Annotated in this window: 14 protein-coding genes; 9 read left to right on the top strand and 5 right to left on the bottom strand. The window is 73.6% G+C overall.

The annotated features are described in order from the left end of the window. Positions 1 to 49: 49 nt before the first annotated feature. The 3 genes from ilvC to KR546_RS09005 are packed head-to-tail and all read left to right on the top strand — an operon-like array spanning position 50 to position 3860. Positions 50 to 1063, top strand: a complete 1014-nt coding sequence (ilvC, locus tag KR546_RS09015) for a ketol-acid reductoisomerase (RefSeq protein WP_238444374.1) — start codon at positions 50 to 52, stop codon at positions 1061 to 1063. Positions 1064 to 1086: 23 nt separating this feature from the next. Next, entirely contained in the window at positions 1087 to 1857 is a 771-nt protein-coding gene (locus tag KR546_RS19680) for a GNAT family N-acetyltransferase (protein ID WP_238444373.1), read from the top strand. Positions 1858 to 1904: 47 nt separating this feature from the next. Continuing rightward, a complete protein-coding gene (locus KR546_RS09005) occupies positions 1905 to 3860 on the top strand; it encodes a M13 family metallopeptidase (RefSeq protein ID WP_238444372.1) in 1956 nt (651 codons plus the stop codon). Between the two features lie 33 nt (positions 3861 to 3893). On the opposite strand, the gene KR546_RS09000 is transcribed toward KR546_RS09005, so the two are convergent. Both KR546_RS09000 and KR546_RS08995 read right to left on the bottom strand, forming a co-directional pair. Further along, positions 3894 to 4892, bottom strand: a complete 999-nt coding sequence (locus KR546_RS09000; RefSeq protein ID WP_238444371.1) for a Rossmann-fold NAD(P)-binding domain-containing protein — start codon at positions 4890 to 4892, stop codon at positions 3894 to 3896. A 97-nt stretch (positions 4893 to 4989) separates the two neighbouring features. Next, a complete protein-coding gene (locus tag KR546_RS08995) occupies positions 4990 to 7107 on the bottom strand; it encodes a SulP family inorganic anion transporter (protein ID WP_238444370.1) in 2118 nt (705 codons plus the stop codon). 228 nt (positions 7108 to 7335) lie between these two features. Here KR546_RS08995 and KR546_RS08990 point away from each other — a divergent pair, with 228 nt between their 5' ends. The 6 genes from KR546_RS08990 to KR546_RS08965 all read left to right on the top strand — a co-directional run bounded on the left by KR546_RS08990 (position 7336) and on the right by KR546_RS08965 (position 13406). Further along, complete coding sequence (locus tag KR546_RS08990) at positions 7336 to 8856, top strand: gluconokinase (RefSeq protein WP_238444369.1); 1521 nt, start codon at positions 7336 to 7338, stop codon at positions 8854 to 8856. 75 nt (positions 8857 to 8931) lie between these two features. After that, positions 8932 to 9696, top strand: coding sequence for a deoxyribonuclease IV (locus tag KR546_RS08985; protein ID WP_238444368.1), 765 nt, complete (start codon positions 8932 to 8934; stop codon positions 9694 to 9696). Between the two features lie 295 nt (positions 9697 to 9991). Next, positions 9992 to 11104 (top strand): 5-methyltetrahydropteroyltriglutamate--homocysteine S-methyltransferase, encoded by a 1113-nt coding sequence (locus KR546_RS08980; protein WP_238444367.1) that lies wholly within the window; start codon positions 9992 to 9994, stop codon positions 11102 to 11104. 24 nt (positions 11105 to 11128) lie between these two features. Continuing rightward, on the top strand, positions 11129 to 11938 hold the full coding sequence (locus KR546_RS08975) for a maleylpyruvate isomerase N-terminal domain-containing protein (RefSeq protein ID WP_238444366.1): 810 nt from the start codon (positions 11129 to 11131) through the stop codon (positions 11936 to 11938). Between the two features lie 32 nt (positions 11939 to 11970). Then, entirely contained in the window at positions 11971 to 12609 is a 639-nt protein-coding gene (locus KR546_RS08970; protein ID WP_238444365.1) for a GNAT family N-acetyltransferase, read from the top strand. Then, positions 12606 to 13406, top strand: coding sequence for a thioesterase family protein (locus KR546_RS08965; RefSeq protein ID WP_238444364.1), 801 nt, complete (start codon positions 12606 to 12608; stop codon positions 13404 to 13406). Before KR546_RS08970 ends, KR546_RS08965 begins: the two co-directional genes overlap by 4 nt. A 33-nt stretch (positions 13407 to 13439) precedes the next feature. Here the strand turns inward: KR546_RS08965 and KR546_RS08960 are convergent, their stop codons facing one another. From KR546_RS08960 to KR546_RS08950, 3 genes are read right to left on the bottom strand one after another with little or no spacing between them, the layout of a single operon-like run. Next, positions 13440 to 14144 carry an HAD hydrolase-like protein gene (locus KR546_RS08960; RefSeq protein WP_238444363.1) on the bottom strand — a complete coding sequence of 235 codons (705 nt, stop codon included), beginning with the start codon at positions 14142 to 14144 and terminating at the stop codon, positions 13440 to 13442. After that, the gene (locus KR546_RS08955; protein ID WP_238444362.1) at positions 14141 to 14917 is read right to left on the bottom strand and encodes an NAD(P)H-binding protein; all 777 of its coding nucleotides are present in this window, start codon (positions 14915 to 14917) and stop codon (positions 14141 to 14143) included. The genes KR546_RS08960 and KR546_RS08955 overlap by 4 nt, the downstream gene beginning before the upstream one ends. Before the next feature lies 1 nt (position 14918). Then, positions 14919 to 15350 carry a hypothetical protein gene (locus KR546_RS08950; protein ID WP_238444361.1) on the bottom strand — a complete coding sequence of 144 codons (432 nt, stop codon included), beginning with the start codon at positions 15348 to 15350 and terminating at the stop codon, positions 14919 to 14921. Positions 15351 to 15396: the final 46 nt, after the last annotated feature.

Genomic DNA, 15396 nt, shown 5'->3' with positions numbered 1-15396 from the left:
GACACGCGCCGCTCGCACGTGTTCACCGCTCGACCCAAGGACTGCCATCGTGGCCACCATCTTCTACGACGACGACGCCGACCTCTCGCTCATCCAGGGCAGCAAGGTCGCCGTGCTGGGCTACGGCTCCCAGGGCCACGCGCACGCGCTCAACCTCCGCGACTCCGGGGTCGACGTCCGGGTCGGGTTGCGACCCGGGTCGTCGTCGCGCCAGCGCGCCCAGGAGGAGGGACTGGTCGTCAAGGACACCAACGAGGCCGCCGCCGAGGCCGACGTGATCGTGGTGCTGCTGCCCGACACCCACCAGAAGTCGGCCTGGGAGAACGGCCTGGCGGACGCAGTCGAACCCGGCAACACGCTGGTGTTCGGCCATGGCTTCAACATCCACTACGGGTTCGTCGAGCCGTCCGACGACGTCGACGTGATCCTGATCGCGCCGAAGTCGCCCGGCCACATCGTCCGACGTCTCTACACCCAGGGCCAGGGCACGCCCGGCCTGTTGGCCGTCCACCAGGACGCCTCGGGCAACGCTGCCGAGTTGGGCAAGTCCTACGCCGCCGCGCTCGGGCTGACCCGCACGGGCCTGCTCGAGACCACCTTCCAGGAGGAGACCGAGACCGACCTGTTCGGCGAGCAGGCGGTGCTGTGCGGAGGTGTGTCGCACCTGGTCCGGGACGGCTTCGAGACCCTGGTCGAGGCCGGCTACCAGCCCGAGGCGGCCTACTTCGAATGCCTCCACGAGCTCAAGCTGATCGTCGACATGATGTACGAGGGCGGCATCTCGTGGATGCGCCACTCGGTGTCGACCACCGCGGAGTGGGGTGACTACGTGTCGGGCCCGCGGGTCATCAACGACCAGTCCCGCGCCGCGATGAAGGACATCCTGGCCGAGATCCAGGACGGATCGTTCGCACGCGACTTCATGGCCGAGTGGGAGGCCGGCGCCGAGAACTTCACCTCCCACCGCACGGCCGGCCGCGAGCACCAGATCGAGCAGGTCGGCAAGGAGGTCCGCGCCATGATGCCGTGGCTCGACGAGCCCACCGAGGAACTCGAGAGCTGAGGCCACCACGCACGCGCCCCGAGGTGGCGGCGATCTCCACGCCCGACCTCGAGCGGCTGGCCGTCGGCGCCTGGGTGCCCGACGAGGTGGAACTGCGACACGGCTGGATGCTGCGTGCCGCCGACGGGTTCACGGGTCGGGGCAACAGTGCGCTCGTGCTGGCCGACCCGGGCGAGCGGCTGGACGACCTGCTCGACGACGTCGTCGGCTTCTACGACGACCGTGGACTGCCGCCCCTCGTCGCCGTCCCCCTCCCGGAGTTCGACGGGCTGCACCGCGCCCTGCGGGAGCGGGGATGGCAGTTCCACCACGGCGGGCGTGTCCTGCTGCGATCGCTCGACGGGCTGGCACCTCGGCCGGGCGCCCGAACCGTGGACATCTCGACCGAGCTGACCGACGACTGGACGGCCCGATACCAGTACCGCGGCGAGGTGCTGCCGGCGGCCGGGCGGCGGATGCTGGTGCGGGGCGACACCGTGGCCCTGGCCGCCGTCCGCGACGGCGACGACCTCGTGGCCATCGGCCGGGGTGCCGTGGTCGACGGTGGGGAGCACGGTGGCTGGCTGGGGGTCAACGCGGTCGAGACGGCACCCGGCCATCGACGCCGCGGGTTGGCCTCGGACGTGCTGGCCGCGCTGGTCGACTGGGCACGGGGCCACGGGGCCGACCGCGCCTTCCTGCAGGTCGACCTCGCCAACGACGTCGCCCGGACGGTCTACGAACGGGCCGGCTTCGTCGCGCACCACACCTACGACTACCTGCAGGCACCGCGACCGCCCGCGGGGGGCGCATAGGCTGTCGCGCGATCGCGCCGACCCACCCACTGGGAGAGCACCGACCCATGAGCACCCGCGCCCCGTACCTGGACACGAGCTGGCACGACCACGACGTGGCCGTCGGCGACGACTTCTACACCCACGCCAACGGGGGGTGGCTGTCCGATCACCCGGTCCCGGCGGAGTACCCGGCGTGGGGCTCCTTCCTCGAGATCCACGTGCGCAACGAGGACGTGCTCCACCGCCTGCTCGAGCAGGCAGCAGATGCGGACGAGCCCGCCGACCCGGCCACCGCCATGGTCGGCGACTACGTCGCCGCCGGGCTCGACACCGAGGCCATCGCGGCTGCCGGCATCGAGCCGCTGCGCCCCCTGCTGGACCGCATCGACGCGATCGCCACCACCGAGGACCTGTCCCCGGTCCTGGTCGAGCTGCAGCGGCTCGGCGTCGACGCCCTGTTCGGCCTGGGCGTGCAGGCGGACTTCGACCACACGGAGCGGTACCTGGTCTACGTCGGACAGGGTGGGCTCGGCCTGCCCGAGCGCGACTACTACCTGCGCGACGACGAACGCTCCCGCGCCATCCAGTCCGCCTACCGCGACCACGTCGCGACCCAGCTCGCCAACCTGGGCCTGTCCGACGACACCTCGGCGGCCGCCGAGGCCGTCGTGGCGTTCGAGACCACGCTGGCGGAGTCGTCCTACACCGCCGAGCAACTCCGCGACCTCGACCGGGTCCTCAACCGGGTCGACGCCGACGAGCTGGACGACCTGGCCCCACGGCTGGGCCTGCATGCCCACCTCGCCCGCCTGGGCGTGTCGCCCACGAGCGTGGCCGTGGACAACCTCGGCTTCTTCCCCGACCTCGACGCGCTGGTCGCCGACACACCGGTCGACGTCCTGCGCCACTACCTGCGGTGGCACCTGGTCCGCACCTTCGCCTCGGCGTTGCCACCGGCGTTCGAGGACGCCAACTTCGCCTTCCACGGTCGCCTCCTGGGGGGCCAGCAGGAACAGCAGCCACGCTGGAAGCGGATCCTGTCGGCGGCGACCAACGACATCGGCGAGCAGGTGGCGCAGCTGTACGTGGACGCGGCGTTCTCGCCCGAGGCCAAGGCCCGGTGCGAGGCCATGGTCGACGAGTTGATCGCCGCCATGGAGCGCGCCGTGCGGTCGGCCGACTGGATGACCGACGAGACCCGTGCCGCGGCCCTGACCAAGGTGTCGACCTTCACCGCCAAGATCGGCTACCCCGACACCTGGCGCGACTACTCGGACCTCGAGATCACGCCCGACGTGCACGTGGCCAACCGCATGCGGGCGGCCGCCTTCGAGACCGAGCGCCGCCTGGGCCGGCTGGACGAGCCGGTCGACACCACGGAGTGGGAGATGCCGGCCCACATGGTCAATGCGTACTACAACCCGTTGCGCAACGAGATCGTGTTCCCCGCCGGCATCCTCCAGCCACCGATGTTCTGGGCCGACGGCGACGACGCCGGCAACTTCGGCGGGATCGGGACCGTGATCGGCCACGAGATCACCCACGGGTTCGACGACAACGGCAGCAAGTTCGACGAGCAGGGTCGGTTCCGGATGTGGTGGACCGAGGAGGACCGCCGCGAGTTCGACCGTCGGGCCACCGTGCTGGCGGACCAGGTCAACGCCTACCCCCTCGGCGAGGACCTGGCGGTCAACGGCCGGCTGACCCTGGGCGAGAACCTCGCCGACCTGGGCGGGCTGAAGATCGCCTTCGACGCCTGGCGTCACGCCGGCGGTGGCGACGCCGACGACGTCGGGGGCCACACGCCCGCCCAGCGGTTCTTCCTCGCCTACGCGACCATCTGGCGGATGAACTACACCCCGGAGTACCTCCAGCTGTTGCTCAACGTCGACGTCCACGCGCCCTCGGCGGTCCGGGTCAACGTGCCGGTGTCCAACCTCGCGGCCTTCGCCGAGGCGTTCGACCTGGGCGACCAGGCAACGCTGCGCCGCCCGGCCGACGATCGCGTCGAGATCTGGTGACGGCGACGACGCCCCGTCGGTCCCGGCGGTGGGTCACGCGTCGGTGACCGATTCCAGCACGGCACGCTCGGCCTCGCGGGACAACCCGGTCCGCCCGACCTCCCGACCGGCCTCGCCAGCGGCGTGGACCCAGGCCAGGGTGTCGGCCGACGTCTGGGCGATCGACCGGGTGAGCAGGCCCACCGCCCGGGCGGGTGCGTCCTCGTGCGCGACCATCCCGGCGTACTCCGGCTGGGGCAGCCACAGCGGCACCGCACGCTCGCCCATCCACGGCGCGACCTCGTGCTGGTCGAGGTCGTCGCCCGACACCCACGTGAAGGACACGTCCGACCCGACCCCGGCAGCGACCTGGCCCAGCAGTTCCCCCATCGTCGTGCGTGGCCCGACCAGGTCGTACGTTCCGGTCAGCCCGGACTCGATGGCGTCGACCTGCCACGCGGCGAGGTCGCGCACGTCGATGACCTGCATCGGGTCGGCCGGGTCCCCCGGGGCCAGGACGTCGTCGCCGGCCCGGGAGTCCGCCAGCCGGACGGGCCAGTAGGTGAACCGGCCGGTCGGGTCGCCCGGCCCCACGATCAACCCGGGCCGCACCACCAGGGACCGGTCGGTGGCGTCCACGACCAGCCGTTCGCAGGCCACCTTGTGGCCCCCGTACACCTCGGGCTCCATCGAATCGGACTCGGTGGTCACGGGCTCCCGCAGTGGCAGGGTGTCGGGGGTCCCTCCCGGGGTCGCATCGTCGGCGTAGACGCTGATCGACGAGACGTAGGTCCAGTGCCCGGTCCGGTCGGCGAGCGCGTCCAGGGCGGCGGCGACCCAGGCCGGCGACTCCTGGGTCTCGACCACGGCGTCCCACGACCCGTCCAGTGACGACCAGTCCGGATCGGCCCGGTCCAGCACGACGTGCTCCACGCCGTCGGGCAGGGGGTCGCTGCCACGACACGCACCGACCACGTCATGGCCGCGCCGGGCCGCCTCGGCCGCGATCTCGTGGCTCAGGAACAGGCTCCCCCCCAACACCAGGATCCGCACGTCTGCCCCTCGGTCGTCGGTCGTCGGGCGTCGCGGCACCCAGCCTGCCCGATCGCGACCGGCTCGGCCAGCCCGACGCGGATCCGCTCGGACGGGCTCAGCGAAGCGACGCGATCGTGCGATCGGCGGCGGCGAGCTTGCCGGCCAGCCGCCGGGCGATGAACTGGTGGAGGTCGAGGGCACGGCGCGGATCGCGCTGGACCAGCTCGGTCACCTCTGCGGTCGTGAGGTGGCGGACCTCGCAGTCGGTCTCGCACACCACGGTGGCGTTGGCGGGACGGCCGGACAGGAGGCTGAGCTCGCCGATCACCGTGCCCGGCAGCAACAGGGCGTGACGTGGGCGGTCCCGGGAGGCGGTGTCGGTCACCGTCGCCCGTCCGGCCGTGAGCAGGTAGAGGCCGACGTCGCGGTCGCCCACCGACACGACCACGTGCCCGGCCGGGAGGCTCGTGGGCACGACGTCCCGCAGCGCCAGCGGCATGTCCGCGCCGGGGGCCGTGGCCGGGTCGGTGGCCGGGTCGGTGGCCGGGTGGTCCGCCGCCGCCCCGGCGAGCAGCCGCTCCTCGCCGGCCTCCACGGCATGGTCCAGGTCGGTCGCGGTCGTCAGCACCCCCTCGGCCAGCACCGGCGCCAGGACCGCAAGGACGGCCGGCGAGCAGCCGCTGACCACGACCTCGACGCCGTGGGCGCCCGCATGGCGGGCGAGGCGGTGGAACGAGGCCAGCGCGGACGAGTCCACGCCGGTCACCCGGGCGAGATCGACGACGAGGAACTCGACCTCGGGGTCGGCGTCGAGCCCGTCGACCACCGTCGCGACGACCTGGTCGGCCGTGCCGAAGAACACGAACCCCTGGAGCTCGACGATCGAGGCCCGGCGACCGACCCGGTCGAGCACGGCCTCGTCGGCCGCGGCGCGTTGGACGTGGCTGCGGCGCTCGCCCAGGGTCGACCGGGACCGGACCGCACCGACGCGACTCGAGCGCACCACGTACATGACCGTCGCGGCCAGCAGGCCGAACCCGACGCCCTCCAGGAACCCGACCGTCGCCACCACCACGACGATCGACAGGATCACGACGTGCTCGACGGGGCCGACCCGGTGGCGCACGTCCCACAGCCAGGTCAGGGCGAAGTCGATCCCGATCGTCAGCAGGAGTGCGCCGGTGAGCAGGGTCGGCACGAGTGCGAGCACGTCGGCACCGAGCAGCAGCACGACCCCGGCCAGGAGCGCCCCCACCAGGACCGGGACCCGGCTCCCCCCACCGATCCGCCGTCCCATCATCGTGGGGCCGAGCTGGATGAACCCCGGCAGGCCAGCGAAGGGCGCGGCGGCCAGCAGCCCGACACCCGTCGCCACCAGTTCGCGGTCGGCGTCGACGTCCCGGTCGAGCTCGAGCTCGAGGGCCCCGAGGTTGAGCAGCATGCCCAGCGCCAGCAACAGGGTCAGGGCGAGCATGGCGGGCACCTGGCCCGCGACCGCGCCCCAGTCGGCACGGCCGAGCTCGCCCAGCACGCCCGGATCGAACAGCGGCCCCGAGGGGAACGGCCCGAGCACCAGGCCCCGGGCAGACGCGGTGGCACCGTCCACCCCGGCCAGCAGGGCCCCGGCGTGGTAGACGACCACCCCAACGACGACCAGCAGGGCCGGCACGGCGGCCCGGGCGCCGCGTCGGCCGAACCAGGCCAGTGCGACGGCCAGGGCGATGCCGGGCAGCAGGCGCAGCCAGGGTTCGTCCGTCGGTCCCGATCCCAGCAGGATCGACCCGCCCGCCAGGCACAGGACGACGGCCGTGCCACCCAGGAACCCCGCGACCACGGGATACGGCACGAACCTCACCAGCCCGCCGAGCCGCCGTCGACCACCGACGACCAGCGCCAGCCCGGTCACCACCGAGGAGACGACCACGAAGGCGGCCAGGGTCGGCAGCGGGTCCGTCGCGAGGTCGGCGACCAGGTCGGCGGCCACCGCGGCCAGGACCACGTTCGGGACGTCCTGGGGGCCGGCGACCATCCCACGCACCGAGCTGCCCAGCCCGACGACGATCCCGATCGTGACCATCCCGACCAGCGCCCAGCCCGCCCCCGTGGCGAGATCGCCCGCCAGTGGACCACGGAACACCAGGGCCGCGAGCGACAGGGCGAGCGAGATGCCGACGACGGCCACGACCACCCCCGCTGCGAGCTGGCGGGCCACGTCGCGCACCCGGACGGCCATCGTGTCACCTCGGGTCTCGCGTCGTGTCGAGTCACCCGCGATGACGATAGTCCACCCCCGTGCAGCGTCCACGCACGAGCACCACTGCCATGCACCGCGACCCGACGGACGGCGGGGACGACGGCCGCCCGCTCCCCCGGCGGTCGGGCATCCTTGCACTCGGCGGCCGGCACCCCCGACCGGCGCGCGATCCGTCGTGACGTCCACTCGTCGATCCCGGAGGCCTGCATGTCCGACGCCGTCCCGGACGAGGTCGTGGTCGGCCTGGACGTGGGGACCTCGGCGACCAAGGCCGTGGCCTTCGCCCCCGGCGGCTGGTCGCGGCTCGCCAGCCGCGACTACCCCCTGCGCTCCCCCGCGCCCGACCGCCGGGAGCAGGATCCCCGGACGGTCGCCGAGGCGGTCGTCGGGACGCTGGCCGACCTCGTGGCGACCCTGGACGGCGCGGCGGTGCGGGCCATCGCGGTCAGTGCCGCGATGCACGGGCTGCTGGGCCTGGACGCCGACCGCCGGCCCGTCACGCCCCTGGTGACCTGGGCGGACGGACGTGCCCTCGAGGACGCGCGCTGGCTGCTGCGTGAACACCCGGACCTCCACGGGGCCACCGGGACGCCGATGCACCCGATGGCCCCGGTCGCCACGCTGCGCTGGTTCACCCGCGAGGAGCCCGACACGGCCGACCGCGTCCGGTGGTGGATCGGCCTGAAGGACTGGGTCCTGCTCACGTTGACGGGCGAGCTGGTGACGGAGCCGTCCTCGGCGTCCGGCACCGGCCTGCTGGAGCTCACCAGCGGCCAGTGGCACCCGGACGCCGCCGGACTGGCCGGATCCTCGGTGGACTGCCTCCCGAGGATCGTGCCGGTGGACACGCGCCTGGACCTGGGCGACGAGGTCGCGGCCGCCACGGGCCTGCCCGCCGGCGTCGAGGTGGTCGTCGGCGCGGCCGACGGACCCCTGGGCAACCTCGGCGTGGGGGCGATCGGACCGGGCGTGGTCGGCGTGTCCCTCGGGACCAGCGGGGCCGCCCGGGTGGTCCTGCCCGGATCGCCGCCAACGCTCGACCCGGGCCTGTTCGACTACCTGCTCGTCGACGGGCTCCACGTGGTCGGCGGTGCCGCCAGCACCGGCGGACTGGTCGCCGACTGGGCAGCCGAGGCACTGGCGCCGGAGCTCGGCGACTCGGCGGATCGGCCTCGGACGGCACGGGTGCTGGCGGAGGCGGCCGAGGTGCCGGCGGGCAGCGCCGGGGTCGTGGCACTGCCCCACCTGCTCCCGCCCCGGGCGCCCCACCTCGACCCCGACCTGGCAGGCACCTGGCTGGGCGTGCGCACCCACCACGACCGGCGCCACCTGGTGCGCGCCGCCGTGGAGGGGGTGACGCTCCACCTCGCCGACGTGGTCGACCGGCTGGAGCAGGTCACCCACGTCCGGGAGGTGCGCGCCACGGGGGGTGCCCTGCAGTCCCCGCTGTGGCAGACCTCGCTGGCCGACGCGCTGGACCGGCCGGTCACGCTCGTCGGGGCGGCCGGCGGGACGGCCCTGGGGGCGGCGGCCCTGGGATGGATGGCCCTGGGGCGGGCGGACGGCCCCGGGCCGGCACGTGCGGCGCTGGCGCCGGCCGAGGACCCCGTGACGGTCTACCCCGACCCGGAACGGGTCGCGGCACTGCGGGCGGTCCGTCGACGGCGCGCGGCCCTGCTGGACGCACTCGTGTCGGCCGGTGCGGGGCCGACCCCGGAGGGTGGGTAGCCGGCGAGGAGCCCTTCGGTACCGTCGCCGACGACCCGACCCCGACATTCCCCCCCGACACCCCAGGAGCGCATCGTGCGCATCGGCGTCCACGTCCCCGGCACGGATCCGCTCGGCGCCGCGGCGGCTCGCGGGGCCGACCTGGTGCAGGTGTTCCTGACCGCCCCACAGTCCTACGACCCGCCGCCCGACCGCGACGACACGGCCCAACTCGTCGCCAGCGACCTGCCCGTCTACGTCCACGCGCCCTACCTCATCAACGTGGCGACGGGTGTCAACCGGATCCGCCACCCCAGCCGCTCGAACCTCGAACAGACCGTCCGTGCGGCCGAGGCGATCGACGCGGCGGGCGTGATCGTCCACGGCGGCCACGTGAGCGACGACGACGACCCGGCGACCGGCTACGGCAACTGGCGCACGACCCTGGACCGGCTCGAGACCACGGTCCCGATCCTGGTCGAGAACACCGCCGGGGGCACCAACGCCATGGCCCGTCGGGTGGACCGGATGCTCGCGCTGTTCGAGGCGCTCGACGGCACCGACACCCCGCACGGGCTGTGCCTGGACACCTGTCACCTGTGGGCCGGTGGCGACGACCTGGTGGAGGGGACCCGCCGCCTGCTCGACGGGGTCGGCCGGATCGACCTGGTGCACGCCAACGACAGCCGCGACGAGGCTGACTCGGGGCGGGACCGCCACGCCAACCTCGGCGCCGGACAGGTCGATCCCGAGGCCCTGGTCGAGGTCGTCCGGATGGCCGACGCCGACGTCGTGCTGGAGACGCCGGGGGACGTGGCGGACCACGTCGCCGACCTCGCCTGGCTGCGCGAGCGACTCTGACACCGCGTGCCCGCCGGCATCACGCCCTCGTGGCCCGGCCCAGCACCAGTGCGTCCGGCTGCTCACGCAGCACGGTGAACCCCAGCCGCTCGGAGAAGCCACGGGCCGCCGTGTTGTCGAGTGCGACGCCCAGGTGGACGTGACGTCCCGCTCGGCCAACACGGCCAGCAGGTGCTCGACCAGCCGGCGTCCCAGCTCCCTGACCCTGCGTCTCCCCCGCCCGACCGATCGGCCTCCTGACGGTCCCACCCGAGCGGCCTATCGTGGCCAGTCGACCGATCCCCGGAGCGACGCCATGGACGACCGACCTCCCTTCCGTGCCGACCACGTCGGCAGCTTCCTGCGGCCTACGGCGGTGATGGCCGCGCGCCAGCGGCGGGGCGACGGCGAGATCGACGCGGCCGCGCTCCGCGAGATCGAGGACGAGGCCATCGCCGACGTCGTCCGCCGCCAGCAGGACGTCGGCCTGCGGGGGATCACCGACGGCGAGTTCCGCCGGTTCATGTTCCACCTCGACTTCCTCGAACAGCTCGACGGCGTCACGGTGAGCGAGGGTGACTTCCTCGCACGGTTCCGGCGTGACGACGGGACCGAGGTGTCGTTCTCGCCACCGAAGATGACCGTGACCGACCGGATCGGCCACACCCACGCGATCCAGGGCGACGACTTCGACTACCTCGCGTCACGGGTCGACGAGACGCCGAAGGTGTCCATCCCGGCGCCGTCGATGCTGCACTTCCGCGGTGGCCGCGACGCGATCAGCACCGACGTCTACCCCGACCTCGAGGAGTTCTTCACCGACCTGGCCGCGGCCTACCGGGAGGAGGTGGCCGACCTCGCCGACCGCGGCTGCACCTACCTGCAGCTCGACGACACCAACCTCGCCTACCTGTGCGACCCCGCGGTGCGCGCCAGCACGGCCGAGCGTGGGGACGACCCGGACGAGCTCACCAGGCTGTACTGCCGGCTGGTCAACGACGCGATCGCCGAACGCCCGGACGACATGGTCGCGACGGTCCACCTCTGCCGAGGCAACTTCCAGAGCGCGTGGGTGTCCGAGGGCGGCTACGAGCCGGTCGCCGAGATCCTCCTCAACGAGATGGCCGTCGACGGCTTCTTCCTGGAGTACGACGACGAGCGTTCGGGCGACTTCGCCCCGTTGCGCCACCTGCCCGCGGACAAGGTCGTCGTGCTCGGCCTCATGAGCTCCAAGCACCCCGCGGTGGAGGACGCCGACGAGGTGAAGCGCCGCATCGAGGAGGCGGCCGCGTACGCCCCGCTCGAGCAGCTCGCCCTCAGCCACCAGTGCGGGTTCTCCTCGACCGCGCACGGCAACCAGCTCGAGCCCGACGACCAGTGGCGCAAGCTGGAGCAGACCGTGTCGGTCGCGCAGGACGTCTGGGGCTGAGCCCCCGAGCGACAGGATCCCGTGATGCCACCGGACGACCATCCAGCCCTCGACCATGCGACGCTGATCGTCCGCGAGAGCGAGCGCTTCCGGGAGCTGCTCGGTCCCGCCGACCCCCGTGCCCGGGTGCCGTCGTGCCCCGACTGGGACGTCGACGACCTGCTGTGGCACGTGGCCGAGACCCAGTGGTTCTGGGCGACGATCGCGGCGGAGCGGCTCGACTCGCCCCGGCCCGCCCAGGCGTCCAAGCCGGACCGGCCCACCGACCACGACGGGCTGTTGGCGGTCGGGGCCCGAGCCACCGAGCGACTGCTCGGCGCGCTGGACGACCTGGACGACGACACGCCCGTGTGGAGCTGGAACGACGCTGGCGACGGCGCCTTCGTCCGTCGGCGCCAGGCCCACGAGATCACGATCCACCGGGTCGACGCCCAGCTGGTGGTCGGCGAGGAACCCGAACTCGATCCCGACGTCGCCGGTGACGGCATCGACGAGGCGCTGGACCTGATGTTCGGCCTGGTCCCACCCTGGGGCGAGTTCGTGCCGTCGGAGCGGGCGCTCCAGGCGGTCACGACGGACACGCACCGGTCCTGGCACGTCCGCCTGGGACGCTTCGTCGGGACCAGCCCTCGCAGTGGCCGCGACTACGACCGACCGGTCGTGGCGGCGCGCGCCGACGTGCTCGACCCCGACGTCACCACCACGGTCGGGGCCCCCGCGGCCGACCTGGACCTGTGGCTGTGGTCGCGGACCGGGACCGAGGCCTTCGAGGTGTCCGGCGACGACGCACCGTGGCAGTCGCTGGCCCACCTGGTCGCCGAGGGGATCCAGTAGCCCCCCCGACACCAGCGAGACGGGAGCACCCGATGGACGACGACTTCGTCGCACCCGACCACACCATCGTCGACGGCCTGCTCGTCCGTCCATGGAGACGCGGCGACGGCCCGGCCCTGGCCGCCACGACCAATGCCTCCCACGCCCACCTGGCACCGTGGATGTCCTGGTCGACCGGCGACGACACCCCCGCCCGGAGCGAGGCGCGGGCCCAGTCGTTCGCCGGCAGGTACCTCGCGCGGGAGGACTTCGTGCTGTCGATCTGGGACGGTGACGAGCTCGTGGGCGGTTCGGGCTTCCACCCACGGTGGGGCGGCATCGAGACCCGCGTGGCAGAGATCGGGATGTGGATCTCGGCCGACCGCGCGGGTCGGGGGGTGGGGACCACCGTGCTCCGGGGCGTGGTGGCCTGGGGCCTGTCCGACGCGTGGCCCTGGGACCGGCTGATGTGGCTCTGCGACGCAGAGAACATCGCGAGTGCCCGCGTGGCGCAGAAGGCCGGCTTCACGCTGGAGGGCAGCCTGCGTGGCCCCGGACCGAGTGGCGACGGGGTCGGCCGCGACGCGACGCTCGTGTTCGGGCTCAACCGGGGTGACCCGCATTCGTCCGGGCGTCCCGGCGCAACGGGAACGGACGCCGACGGGGCCGATCGTGACGGGGACTCACCGTGACCGACGCCTACTTCACCACCGACGACGGGCGGTCCTTCCGGCCGACCGCGTTCGCACGCGGCCCGTGGGACCCGGATGCGTGCCACGCCGGCCCACCGACGGCGCTGCTGGTCCGGGCCGTCGAACGCCTCGCGACCCGCGGCGGACTGCCCGACGACGTGGCCCTGGCACGGCTGTCGGTCGAGCTGGACCGCCCCATCCCGATGGACGGCTTCGTGGTCGACGCGGGCGTCCGGCGGACGGGCCGGACCGCGTCGGCGACCGAGGCGACGATCATCGACGGCCACGGCCGGACCTGCGCGCGAGCGGCCGGGCTGCACCTGGCGACGGTCGACCTGCCCACCCCGAGCGCGCCGGTGGACGTGCCCGACCTCGCCGCGGCGGTGGACGGCGACTTCCCCGTCCCGACCGACCGGATGGGCGGCGAGTGGTTCTTCTCGCACTCGATCGAGGTGCGCTACGACCCGTCCGGTGGTCGTGGCGAGGGCGGACCGACCACGATGTGGATGCGCAGCCTCCCGATCGTCGCGGGCGAGGAGCCCTCGCCCCGTCAGCGGCTCGGTCCGCTGGCCGACTGTGGCAACGGCATCTCGTGGAACACGTCGCCGAACGACGTGGCCTGCGTGAATCCTGACCTCACCCTGACGATGCTGCGGGAACCCGTCGGCGAATGGTTCGCGAGCCGGGCGTCGACGCACACGGGCGCTGTCGGGATCGGCTACGCCCATGCCGAGCTGTTCGACGTCGACGGGCTGGTCGGCCACGCCATCCAGACCGTGGTGCTGCGCGAGGCCTGAGACGGGGCCTCGCCGCCGCGGGCCCACGGGTCGTCACCCTCGACCGGCGCCGTCCGGTGCACGCGCCACCAGCAGGTCACGCAGGTCTTCGACGTCGTCGACCACGTGGTCGGGTCCGGCGTCCTCCAGCTCGGCGCGATCGCCTGCACCCCAGGTCACGCCGACCGTGGCGGTCCCGTTGGCGCGCCCCGCGGCGACGTCGTGGTGGCGGTCCCCGATCATCACGGCCGTGGCCGGGGCCACGACGTCCAGGTCGTCCAGCGCCCGCGCGAGGGTCAGCTCCTTCGGCTCGTTCTCGACGTCGAGCCCGGGCCCGTGCACCACCTCGAAGGCCTCGTCCAGCCCCAGCGCCGCCACCAGGGGCCGGGCAGCCGCGGCTGGCTTGGAGGTCACGACCGCGCGCCGCTGCGGCACGGCGGCGAGCAGGTCCTCGATGCCCTCCACAATCGTGGTGAGGGCGACCGACAGCTCCGGGAAGGCCGACCGGTACGCGTCGAGGGCGAGCGGAACGCCGTCCTGGGGGTCGGGGTGGCCTGCCTCGGTGAGCAGCCGGGTGAAGGACGCCGCCAGGGGCGGTCCGATGCACCACTGGAGCGTGGCGGCGTCACGCGGCGCGACCCCCACGGCGCCGAGTCCCTCGTTGATGCAGGCCGGGATGGTCCGCGACGAGTCGACCAAGCACCCGTCGAGGTCGAACAGCGCCCATGCGAGCGGATCCAGCGGAGCCGATGGCCTCACGTCGTGCTCGCCTCGGTGAAGGACCACAGGTCGGAACCCCCCATCGGGGGCTCGGCGCGTCCGCACAGGGCCTCGCGCAGGTCGTCACGCCGGTCCGGCGCCAGCCAGCGCCGCCCCACGAGGGTGGCGGTGCCGGCGGTCCGGGACTCGGCCGCGTCCCCGGCAGCCAGCCATGCCGACAGTGGACGGGGCGTGCCCAGCGCCGTGAAGACGGCATGGCCGTCGTCGCGCCCGGACCGGGCCGCGTCGAGCGACACGAGTCCGTCGACCAGCCGGCCCGGTTCGACCGGGGCCAGGAGGGGATCACAGTCCAGCGACGCCGCCAGATCCCCGGGGCCGGCACCGACCACGCCGTCGGTGCGCACGACCAGGGTCTGGGGCGATGCCGCGGCCAGGGTGTCCTCGGCCCGGCCGAAGGCGCCGCGCACCCCGCGGTGACCGGCGTCGGCGCCGACCAGCGAGACGAACACGATGCGGCGAACGCCGGCCGACTCGGCCGCCGCGACCGCGACCTCGACTTCCTGTTCGAGTCGTGCCGGCTCGGCCAGCCAGGTCTCGGTGGGCAGCACCACGGTGTGGACGTCGGTCATGGCGGCGTCGAGATGGCCCTCGTCGTCGAGGTCGCCGACGGCGACGAACGCCCCGGCAGCCTGCAGGTCACCCACGTCGCCGTCGCCGGTCGCGAAGGCGCGCACGTCGGCCCCGTCGCCGGACAGCGCGGCGACCAGTGCGGGCCCGATGCCGAGGTCGGCCCGGGTGACCAGGACCGGCACGTCAGGAGCCCGTCGGGTCGGCGCCGGCCTCGGCGCACGCCGTCGCGAGGTCGCCGACCCGGTCGGTCGCCCCGTCGGTGGTGTCCAGGACCTGTCGACCCGCCGACGTCACGGACTCGGGCAGGCCGAGTGCCTCGCCCACCTCGACCGCCACCTCGAGCCGGCCCCGTTCACCCGCGGTCAGGCGGTCGTCGGCGATCAGCTCGCAGAGACGATCCACGTCCACGCTCCCCCCGAACTGTTCGAGGGCCCGGTCCACCTGGTCCTGGACGGCCTGGTCGAGCTCGCTGGCCGCGCGCGTGCGGACGTCGTCGCTGAGCTGGCCCACCTGGTCCCCGACGGCCCCGCACCCGGCCAGTGCGGCCACGGCGGTTGCGAGCGTGACCAGTCCGAGCAGGCGTGACGGACGACGGCGGGTGGGTGCGGCGGGCATGGACGACTCCGGTCGAACGGGCCACCAGTGTGCCAGCCCCACCACT

The organism is Salsipaludibacter albus (assembly GCF_019798055.1).
Taxonomy (GTDB): Bacteria; Actinomycetota; Nitriliruptoria; order Nitriliruptorales; family Nitriliruptoraceae; genus Salsipaludibacter; species Salsipaludibacter albus.
This window is presented reverse-complemented; position numbering and strand designations above follow the sequence as displayed.

Excerpts from the sequence above, each read along its gene's own strand:
- KR546_RS09005 (WP_238444372.1), top strand. The coding sequence starts at position 1,905 with ATGAGCACCCGCGCCCCGTACCTGGACACGAGCTGGCACGACCACGAC.
- KR546_RS08995 (WP_238444370.1), bottom strand. The coding sequence starts at position 7,107 with ATGGCCGTCCGGGTGCGCGACGTGGCCCGCCAGCTCGCAGCGGGGGTG.
- KR546_RS08990 (WP_238444369.1), top strand. The coding sequence starts at position 7,336 with ATGTCCGACGCCGTCCCGGACGAGGTCGTGGTCGGCCTGGACGTGGGG.
- KR546_RS08980 (WP_238444367.1), top strand. The coding sequence starts at position 9,992 with ATGGACGACCGACCTCCCTTCCGTGCCGACCACGTCGGCAGCTTCCTG.
- KR546_RS08975 (WP_238444366.1), top strand. The coding sequence starts at position 11,129 with ATGCCACCGGACGACCATCCAGCCCTCGACCATGCGACGCTGATCGTC.
- KR546_RS08970 (WP_238444365.1), top strand. The coding sequence starts at position 11,971 with ATGGACGACGACTTCGTCGCACCCGACCACACCATCGTCGACGGCCTG.
- KR546_RS08950 (WP_238444361.1), bottom strand. The coding sequence starts at position 15,350 with ATGCCCGCCGCACCCACCCGCCGTCGTCCGTCACGCCTGCTCGGACTG.